Raw genomic sequence first — 14845 nt, 5'->3', positions numbered from 1 at the left:
GCATGAACGACATCAACGACGACGAGACCGGGGCGCCGCAGCGGCGTCGCGGACGGGACGAGGCATCCGCGGGCTCCCCGGAGGGGCAGGCTTCCAACAAGCGTGGGACGGCCCAGGGGGCTGCCAAGGCCGCGGCGCCGGCCGAGCCGGAGCCGGAGCGCATCGCCAAGGCGATCGCCCGGGCGGGCGTGGCCTCGCGCCGCGACGCCGAGGCGATGATCGCCGAGGGCCGCGTGACGCTGAACGGCGTGCGCCTCGACTCGCCGGCCGTGAACGTGACACCCAGCGACCGCATCACCGTCGACGGCGAGCCGCTGCCGACCCGCGAGCGCACCCGGCTGTGGCTGTTCCACAAGCCCCGCGGCGTCGTCACCACTGCGCGCGACCCCGAGGGGCGCCAGACGGTGTTCGAGGCGCTGCCCGAGGACATGCCCCGGGTGGTGGCCATCGGCCGGCTCGACATCAACACCGAGGGCCTGCTGCTCCTCACCAATGACGGCGGGCTCGCCAAGGTCATCGCCCATCCGGAGACCGGCTGGCTGCGCCGCTACCGCGTGCGCGCCTTCGGCGACGTCGACCAGGCGATGCTGGACGGCCTGCGCAAGGGCGTGACCATCGACGGGATGGAGTACGGCCCGGTCGAGGCGACCATCGACCGGGCGCAGGGCGACAACGTCTGGCTGACGCTCGGCCTGCGCGAGGGCAAGAACCGCGAGGTCAAGCGCATCCTCGAGCATCTCGGCCTGTCGGTGAACCGGCTGATCCGGCTCTCCTTCGGGCCGTTCCAGCTCGGCGAGCTCGAGGTTGGGCTGGTGGAGGAGATCCGCACCCGGGTGCTGAAGGACCAGCTCGGCACCGCGCTCGCCGAGCAGGCCGGCGTCGACTTCACGAGCCCGGTGCGCGAGCCGATCGCGCCGTTCGGCTCGCCGAAGGCCGCCGCCCGGGCCGCGCAGGAAGGCGCGCCCCGCGGGCGCGACCCGGCCCGGCCGCAATTCGGCAAGCCGCCGGCCGCGCCGGCCGGCCGCCGGGCGCCGGTGCGCACGGTGTGGCGCGACCAGGAGGCCGAGGCCGCCGGCGACCTGCCGAATCGCGGACGGGTTCACCGGCGCGGCGACAGCCCGCAGGAGATCCGCGCCGCCACCGCGGACGCGCCGCGCAAGCGCGTCGGCGCCATCGCGAGCGGCGACCGCCGGGTGCTGGTCGAGCGCCTGGTGGCCCAGCCGCAGGAGGAGGCGGCGCCGCACCGCCGCACCCGATTCCGCGGCGACGACGCTCCCAACCGGGAGCCGGGCGGCGACGACCGTCCGATGCGCCGCGACCGCGACGGCGGTTTTTCGCGGGGCGGCGCCAAGGCCGGCCTCGCCGAGGATGGCGGCCGCGGGCGCGGCTTCGGCCGCTCCGGCGGACGCCCGGAGGGCGCCGAGGGCCGCGGCTTCGGCGGCAAGAGTGTTGGGGGCAAGAGCTTCGGGGGCCGTGGCGGCGAAGGCCGGTCGTTCGAGGGCCGCTCCGGCGGCGAGGGCCGCGGCCCCGCTGGCGGCGGTCGCTCGTTCGAGGGACGTTCGGGCGGTGAAGGCCGGTCGTTCGGCGGCGGGAATCGCGGCTTCGGCGGCAAGGGCGAGGGCCGTCCCGGTGGCGGTGGCCGGTCCTTCGAGGGCCGTTCGGGCGGCGGCGAAGGCCGCGGCTTCGGCGGCGGTCGCTCGTTCGAAGGGCGCTCCGGCGGCGGCGAGGGGCGCTCCTTCGGCGGAAAGCCCGGCGGCGGCAAATCCTTCGGGGCTAAGCCGGGCGGGGCCAAGTCGTTCGGCGGTAAGCCCGGAGCGGGCAAGTCCTTCGGCGGCAAGGGCGAGGGCCGTCCCGGCGGTGGCGGCGGTCGGCCGGGGGGTAAGCCGTTCGGGGCCAAGCCCGGCGGCGGCTTCCGCTCCGGCGGCGCCGGCGGTGGCGGAAAGCCCGGCGGGCGCGGCGCGCGTCCCGGCGGTGGCCGGCCGCCGCGCGGCTAGGCCCGGCCGATGCGGATCGTCGGAGGAGACCTGCGCGGCCGCGGCCTCGCCGGGCCGCGCAGCGACGCGATCCGGCCGACCTCGGACCGGCTGCGCGAGGCTTTGTTCAACGTGCTCGCGCACGCCTACGACGATCCGGTCCCGGGCGCCCGCGTCCTCGACCTGTTCGCCGGCACCGGGGCGCTCGCCTGCGAGGCGATCTCCCGCGGCGCGGCCTTCGCGCTCCTCGTCGACGACGGGGCGGAGGCCCGCGGCGTGATCCGCCACAACCTCGACACCCTCGGGCTCGGCGGCAGGACGCGGCTGTTTCGCCGCGACGCCACCCGCCTCGGCGCGGCCCCGCCCGGCGAGCCGTTCGGCCTCGTCTTCTGCGACCCGCCCTACGGCCGCGACCTCGCCCCGAAGGCATTGGGCGCGGCGCGCGAGGGTGGCTGGCTCGGGCCGGACGCCCTCGCGGTGGTGGAGGAGGCGGCCTCCGCCGCCCTCGCCGTCCCCGACGGCTTCTCGGAGCTGGAGCGCCGGACCTACGGCGACACCCAGGTGGCGTTCTGGCGTCTCACTTCCTGACCATCTCGTCGAGGGCGCCGGCGAAGCTGCCGGCGGCGACCCCGACGCCGCTCGCCGAGCGATAGGCGCTGCCGACGCGGGTTCCCCCGGTCACCGCGGTGTGGATCCCGACCAGGGCCGCGCCGCCATCCGCGTCGAGCAGCAGCACCGGCGCGCCGGACTCCCCCGACATCGACTCGCACAGGTCGCTCAGCAGGCCGGCGGCCGGCGCGTCGATCCGGGCCGCGCAGCCGCGATGGATCACCGGCAGGAAGGGCCGGTCGGCGGCGTAGCCGGCAAGCGCCACCACCGCACCGGGCCGGCTCCCCGGCAGGTCGGCATTCGGCAGCACGCGCCACGGCACCGGTCTCACGCCGAGGGGCTGGCGCAGGGTGAGGATCACCCAGTCCCGCCCGATCATCGCCGGTGCGATCGATCCGTGAGCCGGTCGCGCCGCCGCCCGCAGGTCGATGCCGGGCGCGAGCCGGAACGCCTCGACCTCGGCGGTGCCGGTATTCAGGTCGCGGGCCTGGCCGGCGACGAAGTGGATCTGGTGCGGCTTGACCCAGCTATCGAGGCGCACGTCGAACAGGCAATGGGCGGCGGTCAGGACGTGGCGCGGTCCGACGAGGGTGCCGGTGCAGTGGCTGCGATGGGCCGGCCCCTGCACCACGTTCACCCGCCCGATCGCCGTGAACGGCCAGGCCGTCGGCTCCATCGGCACGCGCTTGTCCGCGGGAGGGGCGGGGACCTGTGCGGCAGCCGGGGTGGCCCATCCGAGCGCCAGGGCGAGGACGAAGGCCGGACGCGCCCGGCGTCCAGGCGCCGGCATCGTCGTCGATCTGCTGAGCATCATCGATTCTGTGCGCCTCGCGCCGGTTCGAAGTCAGTGTTCGAGAGTCGATATCCAAGACGAGGGCCGAAGATGGCAAGGTGTCGAGCTGCCGCCCGGCCACGGCCCGTCCCCGCCTCATCCGATCGGGGAGGGGACCGGGCGGCGCGATCATAAATTGTTCATCTTTGGCCGAAAGCCCGGAACTGTCAGGCTGCCGTCGAGGTTAATCCGCCGCGTACCAGTACAGATTTCTCAAGTCCGCTGCCACACTCACTGGAGGGGCTCGATGCCGCTGCACCAGACCATGCCGGCTGCCCGGCTGCGCGCCCTGCTCCTGGCGATGACGTCGGGATGCCTGCTGATCGCCTCGAGCGCCGGGGCCCGGGCCGAGAATGACGGCCTGGATTTCCTCCGCCAGATCTTCGGGGGGCCGTCCTCCTCCGCCCCGGCGCCGGTGGCGCAGCCCTACGCGGTCCAGCCCTACGACGCGCCGATCCGCCAGCGGGCGAGCCGGCGCAACCGTCTCGCGGTCCAGGCCAAGGCGTTGCGCGGTCGCACCCGCTACGTCGCCCTGCCGAAAGCCGAGGTGAAGCCGCAGAAAGAGGTGAAGCCGCTACAGATCGCGGTGTCGCCGCTCAAGTCGCTCGATGCCCGCACCGCGCTCCTGCGCGACCCGACCCTGCGCCCCGGCGACATCGTCATCATGCCCGAGGGTCCGCGGGTGTTCCGCGGCGAGGCCGAGTCCGACAAGCACAAGATGAGCGACTTCCAGGACGTGAACCGTCCCGGGGTCGTGGCGGCCAAGACCCGCAAGGAACTCCTGGCGATGACGGCGCCGATCGGCGCGCTGCCGGCCGACGCCGCCCGCCGGATGATGGCGCAGTACCAGAAGGCCTCCGCCCCGGCGGTGTCGACGCCGCGCGTCGAGGCGGCGCTCGCCCGGGTGGTCTACCCGGCGCGCTGACTTCCTCAGGCCCGCGCTCGCGGGGCCTGCGGCAACGTAGGTGTGACTCGGTGCATGCGGCGCGGGGCGGAAGCCCGCCCCGCTTGCTAGGATGCGGCGGGCCGCAGGCAGGCGGCCTCCCGCGTCGAGTTGTGTCCGCATGTCGATTCCGAGCAGGGTTCCGAGCCGTCCGGCCAGGTTCCCGAACCGCGCGCCGTCCTCCGGCGAGATCCTGCGGCTCCCCCACCTCCTTCGCTCCTTGGCTCTGGTGGCTGTGCTGGCGGCCGGAACGTTCCCCGCGCCGGCGCATGCCGCCGAGGGCGCCGTGCTGGTGGCGCAATGCAAGAGCCTGCTGCGCGGGGCCAAGGTGCGGGGGGGCGAGGTCGAGTTCCGCCAGGATCCGGAGACCGTCGGCTGCTGGGCCTTCATGGGCGCGGTGCAGGATCTCGCCGGCGTCGCCGATTCGGCCAACCAGCCGCCGATCCTCGGCGCCTGCCTGCCGCCGGACGGCAACCGGCTCCAGCTCGTCCGGGCGGTGGTGGCCTACGGTGCCGCCCACCCGCCGGCCCTGCGCGAGAACGCAGGCGTCCTGGCGCTGCTCGCCCTGCGCGACGCGTTCCCGTGCCGGAAAGACTAGGATTGCCCGGCTCTCACGGTCCGGCGACGGTTTCGCGGCCGTGAGCAGGATCGCATTGTTGCCGGTGACGCCCAGCCGGCGGCGATCGATCCGCCGATATTATTCTCCGCGCCGAAAGGTTCCCGGCGATATTTGCTGCGGCTCCGCTTGCTCCCGCCGATGCGCTTCATACTCTTACCGAGTAGACGGGACGAGGCGCGGCCGATGGCCGGTCTCCGCTCCCGCGACCCGCTCGATCGGAGGATGAACATGGCCAAGGCCGACAGGCACAACATGGGTCCCGGGGCGCAGGGCAAGGGCTCCGGCACCGGCGCCATGACCGAACTGCCCGAGGGCATCCTCGAGGAGAACATGGTGCTGAGCAACCGCGACAAGGCCCAGCACGGGGCGGCGCGCGGCCTCGACAGCAAGCACGTCCAGACCGAGCAGTACCACGACCACGCATCCAACCGGCGCAACTTCGACCAGACGATGCCCGACGGGGGAGAGCAGAACACCAGCGGCCTGGAAGCCCCGATGACGACGGTGTCGGGCGACGACAGCGCGCTGGCGCGGCGCCAGCCGAAGTAGGGCGGCGGGGTCGTCCGCGTCCGATCGAGCCCTCGTCCCACAACGGGGCGGGGGCTTCTTCGTGAGCCGACGCAGGCCCCCATCCCATCCACGACCGCAGATGAGGGTGTGAGTGGGATAAGGTCAAACAGGTTTCGACATCTTCCAAGTCATTCCGGGGCCGCAAGGCGAGCCCGGAAAAACCTGGAGGATCGATAGATCCCTGGGCAGTTCACTCTGCCAGCCTCACCCGGACGGCGATCAGGGATTGCCGCGCAAACCACTCGCCAACTCGCGATTGATGTTGATCAGGGCCGTCAGCTTGTCGGCGCTGGGATCGATCATCGCGTCGAGGGTGCGGGTGAACACGAAGGCGCCGAGGCGGGCCATCGCGGATTTCAGCTCCTCCGGCAGCGGCGCGTCCGGCTCCGTCGCCGCGGAGGAGAGCAGCGTCCAGACCTTGCGGTTGAAGCCGAGCGCGTCGTTCAGCGTCGTCTGCTGGACGTCCCAATTGTCCTGGATCATCTGCAGGCGGGCCGCCGCCTTGATCAGGACCGCGGCCTCTGCCTCGCGGGGTGTCAGCGCCACCTGGGCCGTTCGCGCGTAGGCGTTCGCCGCGTAGCTCATCGTCTGCCTCTCCGGCTGGCCGCTGAAGCGGGCCCGGAGGCAGGTCTGCCATCGATTTGTTAAGCTAGGGTTGTGAAACAAGGCGGACGTTGCGGCACCCGGAATGCTCCACAGGCCGGTGATTCGCCCTCAAACCGCTACGATGTCGGCGCAAGGACCGGCCGCTATGCTGAATTTTCTCCTCGGCGCCGTCGCGGGCGCATTGATGGCCGCCGTCGCGACGGTGGCGGCCCTGCGCAATCCGGACGTTCAGGTGAGGATGGGCCTCGTGCGGCCGGAGCCGGTCACGATCCAGACGCGGCGTCCGGATCCGGTCTGCCCACCGCCGCCGGTGCAGACCCACGTCCAGGCCGGGAGCCCGCAGGTCGGCCAGCCGGACATGCTGTTCGCCCGGCGCCGGTTCTGGTCGGTGGCGCCGTAAGGGCCGGTAGCCCGACGATCGACCGTCGTCGGTGGATGAGCGCCTTCGAGAAAGGCCTCCCGGCCCGCCTCAGACGCTGCTGAGCAGCAGCATCACCACCGTCGTGGCCGCGGTCGAGCCGAGGAAGCCGCAGAGCGCCGCGGTGAAGGAGTGCGCACCGGCGGTCGGGGCGGAGAGGCGGGACTCGGACGAGGTCTGGCTGGCGCTGGTCATGGCGAGGATTCCGATCCGGCGCGCCGACATCGCGGCAGCGCCTGGTGAGAGTGATGGGTTAATCGCGGGTGAAAAGGTGTGCGCTACGGCACGCGCTCAATCGCAGCGGAAGAACCGCTTCTCCTGGCGCACCGAGCGCAGCGCGCTCTTGAGATCGACCGAGGCGACACCGAGGCCACACTCGTCGAGACGGTCGCGGGCGTCCTCGTAGCGATCCTCGGCATCGCCGAGGTTGTCGCAGACCCGGTCGCGGTCGCCGATCCGGGCATCCTGCCGGGCCTGGAACCGCAGGGCGCCGGCCTCGTCGATCTTGCGCTGGGCACCGATGCAGGCCGGCTGGGCGAGCGCCGGGCCGGCGAGCAGGAGGAGAGCGGCGGCGAGCGGCCAGCCGAGCGGGAGACGACGCGGTGTGGTCATCGCTGAACTCACGAACGATGTGGGATCCGCAGCTGCGGCGATCTGCCTCATGGTGAGGCGTGATGCCAAGCTTGCTTTATTGTGACCGAGGAACGTCGAGGGCGCCCGCGGGGTTCCGCGCAAAACTGCTCAGATGGGTCGCACGGGGCGCGTCGGGCCCGAGATGGCGAGATCGGGGCGAGCCGCGTCAGGTCGTCGTGCGCCCTCGCCGCGTCGCGCGGATCGTCTCCAGCGTCACCGGCCGGAACTCCCAGGCATCGACGCCGACGTCGTATTGCCGGGTCGCGGGTTTGAGCTTGCCGTGCGAGTGGCCGTGCAGGTTCACGACGCCCCGGCCCATCCGGTTCCAGGTCCGGAAGGCATAGTGGCACAGGACGAGGTGCTGCCCGTCGACGTCGATCTCGGCGTAATGCGCGGTGCTGAGCCACCCGCGCGCGGCGAGCGTCGACGGGCCGTCGTTGTTGCCGACGATCAGGTGCTTCTGCCCGTTGAGGCCTGAGAGCAGGGCCTGGACCCGCTCCCGCGGCGGTCCGAGCGCGAAGTCGCCGAGATGCCAGACCGTGTCGTCCGGTTCCACCACGGCGTTCCAGTTCTCGACCAGAGCCGCGTCGTGGGTCGCGAGATCGGGAAAAGGCCGCCGGTCGATGCGCAGCACCCGCGGGTCGCCGAAATGGGTGTCGCTGGTGAAGTAAGTCGTCATGGGAGCGGGTCGTCGTGCGGGGCGGGGCTGCCCTCCGGAAAGCGCGGCGGGCGGCGGGGTTCCGGCCTAAGCGGATTTCGCAAGAGGGGTCGCCGGTTTTACGACAAAAATCTGCGAAACGACAAAAGCCTAAGGTCAAAACCCGATCAGCTTGGCCGCATGAGGGGCCGCTGAGGGTGGTTAGCTGTCTGTCCAACTCGGGCGCATTTTCGGCGGGTAGTCCAGAAATCTGTCCTTGGGCTCCCAATTTTCTCGCCATTCGGTTTGGCAAGTTGAGGAAAAGCCCTCTTTCCAGGACACTCGGTTTAGCGGAAGCTCGTATATCTTGAAGCCTTCCGGGTATTCGCAAAAGCCAGGCTGGTTTATCAATGTAGCAATTGCTTGCTCGGCTTTCTCCCTTGTTGAAAACGTGCCGATGGAAAGCTCGGTATCCTCGCGGTCGGGATACTCGCGCTCATACCAGAGTGGATAAACTATTGTCGTCATAATACCCCCGTAGATAGTCCGCTTGATCGTGCCGAAAGGTGGAAGCGTCTGCAATGAGTCGGAAGCAGCCCCTCACACGGTCAGGCTGATTGGGTTTTGACCCTAAGCGGACGAAGCGTTGGCCTGCCAACGCAAGCCGGCTTCGCCGTTGCACGGCCGCGCGTCCCGCGTATCGTGGCCGCGTCCTGCCGGACGGCGGGCCTTCGAACCCTTCCCACCTTCAAGGCGGTGAGCTTGCGCAGCGCGATCGTTCTGGGCGCCGGCATGGTCGGCATCGGCACCGCCCTCCACCTGCAGCAGCGCGGCTGGTCGGTCGCCCTCGTCGACCGCGGCGCGCCGGGGCGGGAGACGAGCTTCGGCAATGCCGGGATCATCCAGAGCGAGGCGGTCGAGCCCTACGCCATGCCGCGCGATCCTGCGACGCTGTGGGCGATCGCCACCGGCCGCAGCAACGACGTCCATTACGAGATCCGCTCCCTCCACCGGCACGCCGGGCCGCTCCTGCGCTACTGGTGGCACTCCAGCCCCCGCCGCCACGCCGCCGCCGCACGGGCCTATGCGAGCCTCGTCGCGCATGCCGTCCCAGAGCACGCGGCGCTGATCGAAGCGGCGGGGGCCGCCGACCTCGTCCGCCGGGGCGGCTTTCGCATGCTCCTGCGCGAGCGCCGCGCGATGGACGAGGCCGTGGCGGAGGCCGAGCGCCTGCGGGCGCGCTACGGAATCCGCGCGCGGGCGCTGTCGCCGAGCGACCTCGCCGCGGCCGAGCCGGCCTTGAAACAGACGGGGGCGGGGGCGATCCACTGGGAGGATCCGTGGTCGGTCCGGGATCCGGGCGCGCTCGTCTCGGCCTACGCCGCCCTGTTCGCCCGGCGCGGCGGGACGCTGCTGCGGGCCGAGGCGGACAGCCTCGCGCCGGCCGGGCGGGGCTGGAGCGTGCGGAGTCCGGACGGGACGCACGAGGCCGAGGCCGCGGTGGTGGCGCTCGGGCCGTGGTCACCTGATCTCCTGCGCCGCTTCGGCTATCGGATCGCGATGGTGCGCAAGCGCGGCTATCACCGCCACTGGCGCCCCGCCCGCACCCTGGAGCTGCCGCTGCTCGACGCGCAGAACGGCTACGTCCTCGCCCCGATGGCGGCGGGCCTGCGCCTCACAACCGGAGCCGAGCTGGGGGGGCCGCAGCCTGCGACCGGCCCGGTCCAGCTCGCCCGGGCCGAGGCCGCCGCGGGCGGCCTCCTCGATCTCGGCGCGCCGCGCGAGAATGCGCCCTGGTCGGGCATCCGCCCCTGCATGCCCGACATGCTGCCGGTCGCCGGAGCGGCACCGCGCCACCCGGGCCTGTGGTTCCATTTCGGTCACGGCCACCAGGGCTTCACCCTCGGCCCGGCTTCCGGCCGCCTCCTGGCCGAGGCGATGTCGGGCGAGACGCCGATGGTGGAGGCGACGCCGTTCAGGCCGGGGCGTCGCTGACGGGCAAGGCACGGACGGCGCTGACCCCTCGGCCATAGTATGGGTTTCGCCGAAAAGCCTATCAGGGCTGGTCCGATCGGCGTCGTACGAAGGCTTTTCGGCGGCGAGGCCGGGCCTCCGGCCGGGATCCCCGCCCAGGACCGGCAGCGCCCGGGCTGGACAGGACGCGGCTGTCGTCGTTTCCTGGCATCCGAAGAAACCGTCGGGGGGACGTCATGCGCAGGGCCACGATCCAGGGGGCGGCGATTCTCGGCCTGCTGCTGCCGGCAGCCGCGACGGCGCAGACCGCCACGAACCTCGTCGCCCTCCAGGGGCTCGCCCCGGTGAGCGCCCTGCAGCAGACGCCGGAGGGGAAGGCGGCGCTCGCCGCCAACCTGCAGGTGACCGGCGACATCCAGTTCGGCAGCCACCCGCAGCCGCATCTCCTGCCGCTCGACCAGCAGCGCCAGCTGGCGCTCCGCGACTGCTTCATCACCGACGGCAACGCCACCGAGCTCGCCGACGGGCTCGGCAGCCGGCTCGGGGCGATCTACCAGGACAAGGCGCGCTACGCCGACTACAAGACGTTCAGCAACGTGACCCAGTCGGTCGCCGACCTGCTCGGCTACACCAACAACATCACGAAATCCGATTCGAATTCCGGAAAATACTTCTTCGCCAACGGCACCACCGACGGCAAGAAGCCCGTCTCGGAGGCGGCCGCCGGCATCTTCGCTGGCCGGGGCGGCGTGCCGGACGTGTTCGGCAAGGCCTATGGCCGCCCGGCCGGCAGCACGGGGGCGGACGCTTATGGCAATTCCCGGCCGTTCCAGACCCTGCCGCAGCTCTACGCCTATCGCGGCGACGACTACTTCACGCGCACCTCGCACAGCCTGGACTGGCTGCACGGGCCGAGTCAGAACCTGACCGACAGCCCGTCCTATCCGAGCGGCCACACCACCTTCGGCTACACCGAGTCGCTCGTCCTCGCGCTGCTGGTGCCCGAGCGCTACCAGCAGATGATCGTGCGGGCGGCCGAGTACGGCAACAACCGCATCGTCGTCGGCGCGCATTACGCCATGGACGTGCTCGGCGGGCGTGCGGTGGCTTTGCACGCCGTCGCGCACCTCCTCGCCAACGATCCGGCCTATGTCGGCCAGATCCGCAAGAACCCGGCGGTGCCCGTCGAGATGAGCCCGCAGACCAAGGACACGGTCGCCATCACCGATTACCGCGCGGCCCTGGAGGCGGCGCGCAACGACCTCGGCCTGGTCCTGAAGGACGCTTGCGGCGACGCAGTGGCGGCTTGTGCGGCCACCGATACCGGGCGGTTCAGGGATGCCGCGGCGAACGAGGCCTTCTACAACACCACGCAGACCTACGGCCTGCCGGTCGTCCACCCGACTACGGCGAACACCGTCGAGGACGTCGGCAAGCTCGCTCCCGAAGCCGGTCACCTGCTGACCGCGGCCTTCCCTGCCTTGAGCCTCGCGGAGGCGAACGCGATCCTGACCGAGACGCAGGGGCCGGGCGGCGGCTTCCTCGACGACGGCTCGGCCTTCGGGGTCTATTCGCGCCTGAACCTCTACGCCGCCGCCGGCAAGGCGGCGTCGCTCGCCGCTTCGAAGCGCCCGCAGCAGCAGACGACCCGCTGACCTCCTCATCCTCGACCTGCGCAGCGGAGTGAACGATGCCCAGCCTCCTCGACCCGATCCGCCTCGGCGCGCTCCACGCGCGCAACCGGGTGCTCATGGCGCCGCTCACCCGGGCGCGCTCCACCCGCGACCACGTGCCGACCGCGATGATGGTCGATTACTACGCCCAGCGCGCCTCGGCCGGCCTCATCATCTCCGAGGCGACCGGGATCAGCGCGCAAGGGCTCGGCTGGCCCTACGCGCCCGGGATCTGGAACCTTGAGCAAGTCGAGGCCTGGCGGCCGGTCACCGCCGCCGTGCATGCGGGCGGCGGATTGATCGCGTGTCAGCTCTGGCACATGGGGCGGGTGGTCCATCCGAGCCTGCCCGGGCGTGGCCAGCCGGTCTCGTCCTCGGCGACCACGATGCCGGGCATGGCGCGCACCTACGAGGGCAAGGCGCCCCATGTGGAGGCGCGCGCGATGACCGAGGAGGACATCCGGGCGGTCCTCGACGACTACCGCAAGGCGGCCCGCAACGCGCTGGAGGCCGGCTTCGACGGCGTGCAGATCCACGCCGCGAACGGCTACCTGATCGACCAGTTCCTGCGCGACAACGCCAATTTCCGCACCGACCGCTACGGCGGTTCGATCGAGAACCGGATCCGGCTCCTGCGCGAGGTCGTGGCGGCGGTGGCCGAGATCGTCGGCCCCGAGCGCACCGGCGTGCGCCTGTCGCCGAACGAGGAGCGCCAGGGGGTGAACGACAGCAACCCCGAGCCGCTGTTCGAGGCGGCGTCGGCGGCGCTCTCCGAGCTCGGCATCGCCTTCCTGGAGGTGCGCGAGCCCGATTACGACGGCACCAACGGCAAGGCCGAGCGCCCGCCGGTGGCGCCGCGGATGCGGGCAGCGTTCCGGGGCGCCTTCGTGCTCAATTCCGACTATGACGGCACCCGCGGCCAAGCCGCCCTCGATGCCGGCGCGGCCGACGCGATCGCGTTCGGGCGTCCCTTCATCGCCAACCCCGACCTGCCGCGGCGGATCGCGGACGGTCTGCCGCTGTCGGCCGACGATACCGAGACCTGGTACACCGGCGGGGCCAAGGGCTACGTGGATTACCCGCCGGCGGCGTGATGGAAGATACGCCTCCACAGATGTCCGGCAAAAGGAAGAGGCGCGATTTCTCCTCTCCCCGCGGGCGGCGAGAGGGCCGAACCCTCGTCTAGAGGTTCGGCGAGCCCGCAGGGCAAGGGTGAGGGGGGCCGGAGGAGCCTCATCCGTCATCGCCGCCGCCTGCGGCGGCGTCGTCGGCCTGCGCGACATCTCGTTCGACGTGGCGATGCCGGGCCCGTGGTCGCGCACGGTCAGGGACAGCATCATGTCGGCTGCCGTGCCGCCGGCGCAGGTGAAGCGGTTGCGGTCGATCTCGAGCAGGTCGGAGCCGATCCCCAGCCCGTCATGCTCGGAGGCGAGGCTCGCCTGGTTCTCCCAGTGGATCGTCGCCCGGTCGCCGTCGAGGAGCCCCGCCTTGGCGAGCCCGTAGGTGCCGGTGCAGACCGCCCCGAGCGCCGCGCCGCGGATCGCGCTGCGGCGCAAGGCCGCCTGGAGCGCCCGGTGGGCGCGGCGGTGGATGTCGATGCCGCCGCAGGCGGCAGACGATCGCCATGGCGAGGGGAGGCGCCTCGCCGAGGCTCCCCGCGACCCGCACCTCGACGCCGTTCGAGGCGGTGCAGCTCTGCCCGGTCTCCGACCACAGCGAGTAGCGGTAGAGTTCGCGCCGCGCCGCCCGGTTGGCGAGGCGCAGCGACTCGATCGCCGACGAGGCGGCGATCATCGAGGACTGCTCGACCAGCATGAAGCCGACCGTCGTCACGTCCTCGGCGACGCCGCCGTCCTTCGCCATGATGTCGGCTTGCCCGACCGCCATCGTCCACATCCGTCGAAACTTGAATCGAGGGCTTGCAGCGCCGCCTTGAGACTGGCTCCAGGCTGGCGCGCGGGGCAAGCAGGAAGGATGTCCCGGGAGGATGGACCATCGCCCTTCGTGTGAAGTCGCAAATCCCAAACCCGCGGTCGCCGTCGCGCAAGCCGCAGGCCGGCGCCGCTCCGATGATCCGGCAACACAGGAAGGCCGAAAGATGCGCCGATTCTCCCTCTCGTCGCTGCTCTCCGAATCCCTCAAGGGGCACCGGGGCTGGGGCCGCCAGTGGCGGGACCCGCAGCCGAAGCCGGCCTACGACGTCGTCATCGTCGGCGGAGGCGGACATGGCCTCGCGACCGCCTACTACCTCGCGACGGTCCACGGCATCACCAACGTGGCGGTGGTGGAGAAGGGTTGGATCGGCGGCGGCAATACCGGCCGCAACACCACGATCATCCGCTCGAACTACCTCTACGACGAGAGCGCCGCGCTCTACGAGCACGCGCTGAAGCTCTGGGAGGGCCTGTCCCAGGAGTTGAACTACAACGTGATGTTCTCGCAGCGCGGCGTCCTGATGCTTGCGCACACCCAGCACGACGTGCAGTCCTTCAAGCGCCACATCTACGCCAACCGCCTCAACGGCATCGACAACGAGTGGCTGTCGAAGGAGCAGTGCAAGGAGTTCTGTCCGCCGCTCGATATCGGCGAAAGCCTGCGCTACCCGGTCCTCGGTGGCGCGCTCCAGCGCCGGGCCGGCACGGCGCGCCACGACGCGGTCGCCTGGGGCTACGCCCGCGGGGCGGATGCGCGCGGCGTCGACATCATCCAGAACTGCGCCGTCACCGGCATCCGCCGCGACGCGTCAGGGGCGGCGATCGGCGTCGAGACGACGCGCGGCTTCATCAAGGCCGGGCGGATCGGGGTGGTGGCCGCCGGCCACACCTCGACCGTGATGGCCATGGCCGACGTGCGCATGCCGCTCGAGAGCTACCCGCTCCAGGCGCTGGTGTCGGAGCCGGTCAAGCCCGTCTTCCCCTGCGTGGTGATGTCGAACGCGGTGCACGCCTACATCTCGCAGTCGGACAAGGGCGAGCTGGTGATCGGGGCGGGCACCGACCAGTACACGTCGTACAGCCAGCAGGGCGGGCTGCACATCACCACCCACACCCTCGACGCGATCTGCGAGCTGTTTCCGCAATTCACCCGGATGCGGATGCTGCGCTCCTGGGGCGGCATCGTCGACGTGACGCCGGACCGCTCGCCGATCATCGGCAGGACCCCGGTCGACAACCTGTTCGTCAATTGCGGCTGGGGCACCGGCGGCTTCAAGGCGACGCCGGGCTCGGGCCACGTCTTCGCCCACACCCTCGCGACCGGCGAGCCGCACCCGATCAACGCGCCCTTCACCCTCGACCGGTTCCGCACCGGGCGCCTCATCGACGAGGCCGCCGCCGCGGCCGTCGCGCACTGATTCCTG

The 14845-nt window shown here is 71.5% G+C and carries 16 protein-coding genes; 10 read left to right on the top strand and 6 right to left on the bottom strand.

What is annotated here, in order from left to right; genetic code table 11:
* Positions 1–2: 2 nt before the first annotated feature.
* The gene (locus DK412_RS14045; RefSeq protein ID WP_109972444.1) at positions 3–1994 is read left to right on the top strand and encodes a pseudouridine synthase; all 1992 of its coding nucleotides are present in this window, start codon (positions 3–5) and stop codon (positions 1992–1994) included.
* Between the two features lie 9 nt (positions 1995–2003).
* On the top strand, positions 2004–2561 hold the full coding sequence (rsmD, locus tag DK412_RS14040; protein ID WP_109972443.1) for a 16S rRNA (guanine(966)-N(2))-methyltransferase RsmD: 558 nt from the start codon (positions 2004–2006) through the stop codon (positions 2559–2561).
* Here rsmD and DK412_RS14035 read toward each other — a convergent pair.
* Entirely contained in the window at positions 2551–3372 is an 822-nt protein-coding gene (locus DK412_RS14035) for a trypsin-like serine protease (RefSeq protein ID WP_109975270.1), read from the bottom strand. The genes rsmD and DK412_RS14035 overlap by 11 nt on opposite strands.
* Positions 3373–3661: 289 nt before the next feature.
* Here DK412_RS14035 and DK412_RS14030 point away from each other — a divergent pair, with 289 nt between their 5' ends.
* The 3 genes from DK412_RS14030 (at position 3662) to DK412_RS14020 (ending at position 5525) form a co-directional block, all read left to right on the top strand.
* The gene (locus DK412_RS14030) at positions 3662–4339 is read left to right on the top strand and encodes a hypothetical protein (RefSeq protein ID WP_109972442.1); all 678 of its coding nucleotides are present in this window, start codon (positions 3662–3664) and stop codon (positions 4337–4339) included.
* A gap of 139 nt (positions 4340–4478) precedes the next feature.
* Positions 4479–4955 (top strand): Rap1a/Tai family immunity protein, encoded by a 477-nt coding sequence (locus DK412_RS14025; RefSeq protein WP_245447653.1) that lies wholly within the window; start codon positions 4479–4481, stop codon positions 4953–4955.
* A 249-nt stretch (positions 4956–5204) separates the two neighbouring features.
* Complete coding sequence (locus DK412_RS14020; RefSeq protein ID WP_109975268.1) at positions 5205–5525, top strand: hypothetical protein; 321 nt, start codon at positions 5205–5207, stop codon at positions 5523–5525.
* A gap of 240 nt (positions 5526–5765) precedes the next feature.
* Here DK412_RS14020 and flaF read toward each other — a convergent pair whose 3' ends face one another.
* Positions 5766–6131: a flagellar biosynthesis regulator FlaF gene (gene flaF / locus DK412_RS14015; RefSeq protein WP_109972441.1), complete on the bottom strand. Its 366-nt coding sequence runs from the start codon at positions 6129–6131 to the stop codon at positions 5766–5768.
* A gap of 166 nt (positions 6132–6297) precedes the next feature.
* Here flaF and DK412_RS14010 point away from each other — a divergent pair, with 166 nt between their 5' ends.
* A complete protein-coding gene (locus DK412_RS14010; RefSeq protein ID WP_109972440.1) occupies positions 6298–6552 on the top strand; it encodes a hypothetical protein in 255 nt (84 codons plus the stop codon).
* A 69-nt stretch (positions 6553–6621) separates the two neighbouring features.
* Here DK412_RS14010 and DK412_RS30630 read toward each other — a convergent pair whose 3' ends face one another.
* The 3 genes from DK412_RS30630 to DK412_RS14000 all read right to left on the bottom strand — a co-directional run bounded on the left by DK412_RS30630 (position 6622) and on the right by DK412_RS14000 (position 7882).
* Complete coding sequence (locus DK412_RS30630; protein WP_177303226.1) at positions 6622–6765, bottom strand: hypothetical protein; 144 nt, start codon at positions 6763–6765, stop codon at positions 6622–6624.
* Between the two features lie 96 nt (positions 6766–6861).
* On the bottom strand, positions 6862–7182 hold the full coding sequence (locus DK412_RS14005) for a hypothetical protein (RefSeq protein WP_109972439.1): 321 nt from the start codon (positions 7180–7182) through the stop codon (positions 6862–6864).
* 187 nt (positions 7183–7369) lie between these two features.
* On the bottom strand, positions 7370–7882 hold the full coding sequence (locus DK412_RS14000; RefSeq protein WP_109972438.1) for a metallophosphoesterase family protein: 513 nt from the start codon (positions 7880–7882) through the stop codon (positions 7370–7372).
* Between the two features lie 720 nt (positions 7883–8602).
* On the opposite strand from DK412_RS14000, the gene DK412_RS13990 reads away from it, so the two are divergent.
* The 3 genes from DK412_RS13990 (at position 8603) to DK412_RS13980 (ending at position 12581) form a co-directional block, all read left to right on the top strand.
* On the top strand, positions 8603–9835 hold the full coding sequence (locus DK412_RS13990) for an FAD-binding oxidoreductase (protein ID WP_109972437.1): 1233 nt from the start codon (positions 8603–8605) through the stop codon (positions 9833–9835).
* A 215-nt stretch (positions 9836–10050) separates the two neighbouring features.
* The gene (locus tag DK412_RS13985) at positions 10051–11469 is read left to right on the top strand and encodes a phosphatase PAP2 family protein (RefSeq protein ID WP_109972436.1); all 1419 of its coding nucleotides are present in this window, start codon (positions 10051–10053) and stop codon (positions 11467–11469) included.
* A 35-nt stretch (positions 11470–11504) separates the two neighbouring features.
* Positions 11505–12581 (top strand): alkene reductase, encoded by a 1077-nt coding sequence (locus DK412_RS13980; RefSeq protein ID WP_109972435.1) that lies wholly within the window; start codon positions 11505–11507, stop codon positions 12579–12581.
* Positions 12582–12903: 322 nt separating this feature from the next.
* On the opposite strand, the gene DK412_RS13975 is transcribed toward DK412_RS13980, so the two are convergent.
* Positions 12904–13374 (bottom strand): hypothetical protein, encoded by a 471-nt coding sequence (locus DK412_RS13975; RefSeq protein WP_245447651.1) that lies wholly within the window; start codon positions 13372–13374, stop codon positions 12904–12906.
* A gap of 211 nt (positions 13375–13585) precedes the next feature.
* Here DK412_RS13975 and DK412_RS13965 point away from each other — a divergent pair, with 211 nt between their 5' ends.
* A complete protein-coding gene (locus DK412_RS13965) occupies positions 13586–14839 on the top strand; it encodes a sarcosine oxidase subunit beta family protein (protein WP_109972433.1) in 1254 nt (417 codons plus the stop codon).
* The last annotated feature ends 6 nt before the right edge of the window (positions 14840–14845 follow it).

The sequence above is a fragment of the Methylobacterium sp. 17Sr1-1 genome (assembly GCF_003173775.1).
Lineage (GTDB): Bacteria > Pseudomonadota > Alphaproteobacteria > Rhizobiales > Beijerinckiaceae > Methylobacterium.
The sequence above is the reverse complement of the archived record's forward strand: the minus strand, read 5'-3'. Positions and strand labels throughout refer to the sequence as shown.

Bases quoted from the DNA above. Each gene is read 5' to 3' on its own strand.
- DK412_RS14045 (WP_109972444.1), top strand. From the start codon at position 3: ATGAACGACATCAACGACGACGAGACCGGGGCGCCGCAGCGGCGTCGC.
- rsmD (WP_109972443.1), top strand. From the start codon at position 2,004: ATGCGGATCGTCGGAGGAGACCTGCGCGGCCGCGGCCTCGCCGGGCCG.
- DK412_RS14035 (WP_109975270.1), bottom strand. From the start codon at position 3,372: ATGCCGGCGCCTGGACGCCGGGCGCGTCCGGCCTTCGTCCTCGCCCTG.
- DK412_RS14030 (WP_109972442.1), top strand. From the start codon at position 3,662: ATGCCGCTGCACCAGACCATGCCGGCTGCCCGGCTGCGCGCCCTGCTC.
- DK412_RS14025 (WP_245447653.1), top strand. From the start codon at position 4,479: ATGTCGATTCCGAGCAGGGTTCCGAGCCGTCCGGCCAGGTTCCCGAAC.
- DK412_RS14020 (WP_109975268.1), top strand. From the start codon at position 5,205: ATGGCCAAGGCCGACAGGCACAACATGGGTCCCGGGGCGCAGGGCAAG.
- flaF (WP_109972441.1), bottom strand. From the start codon at position 6,131: ATGAGCTACGCGGCGAACGCCTACGCGCGAACGGCCCAGGTGGCGCTG.
- DK412_RS14010 (WP_109972440.1), top strand. From the start codon at position 6,298: ATGCTGAATTTTCTCCTCGGCGCCGTCGCGGGCGCATTGATGGCCGCC.
- DK412_RS30630 (WP_177303226.1), bottom strand. From the start codon at position 6,765: ATGACCAGCGCCAGCCAGACCTCGTCCGAGTCCCGCCTCTCCGCCCCG.
- DK412_RS14005 (WP_109972439.1), bottom strand. From the start codon at position 7,182: ATGACCACACCGCGTCGTCTCCCGCTCGGCTGGCCGCTCGCCGCCGCT.
- DK412_RS14000 (WP_109972438.1), bottom strand. From the start codon at position 7,882: ATGACGACTTACTTCACCAGCGACACCCATTTCGGCGACCCGCGGGTG.
- DK412_RS13985 (WP_109972436.1), top strand. From the start codon at position 10,051: ATGCGCAGGGCCACGATCCAGGGGGCGGCGATTCTCGGCCTGCTGCTG.
- DK412_RS13980 (WP_109972435.1), top strand. From the start codon at position 11,505: ATGCCCAGCCTCCTCGACCCGATCCGCCTCGGCGCGCTCCACGCGCGC.
- DK412_RS13975 (WP_245447651.1), bottom strand. From the start codon at position 13,374: ATGGCGGTCGGGCAAGCCGACATCATGGCGAAGGACGGCGGCGTCGCC.
- DK412_RS13965 (WP_109972433.1), top strand. From the start codon at position 13,586: ATGCGCCGATTCTCCCTCTCGTCGCTGCTCTCCGAATCCCTCAAGGGG.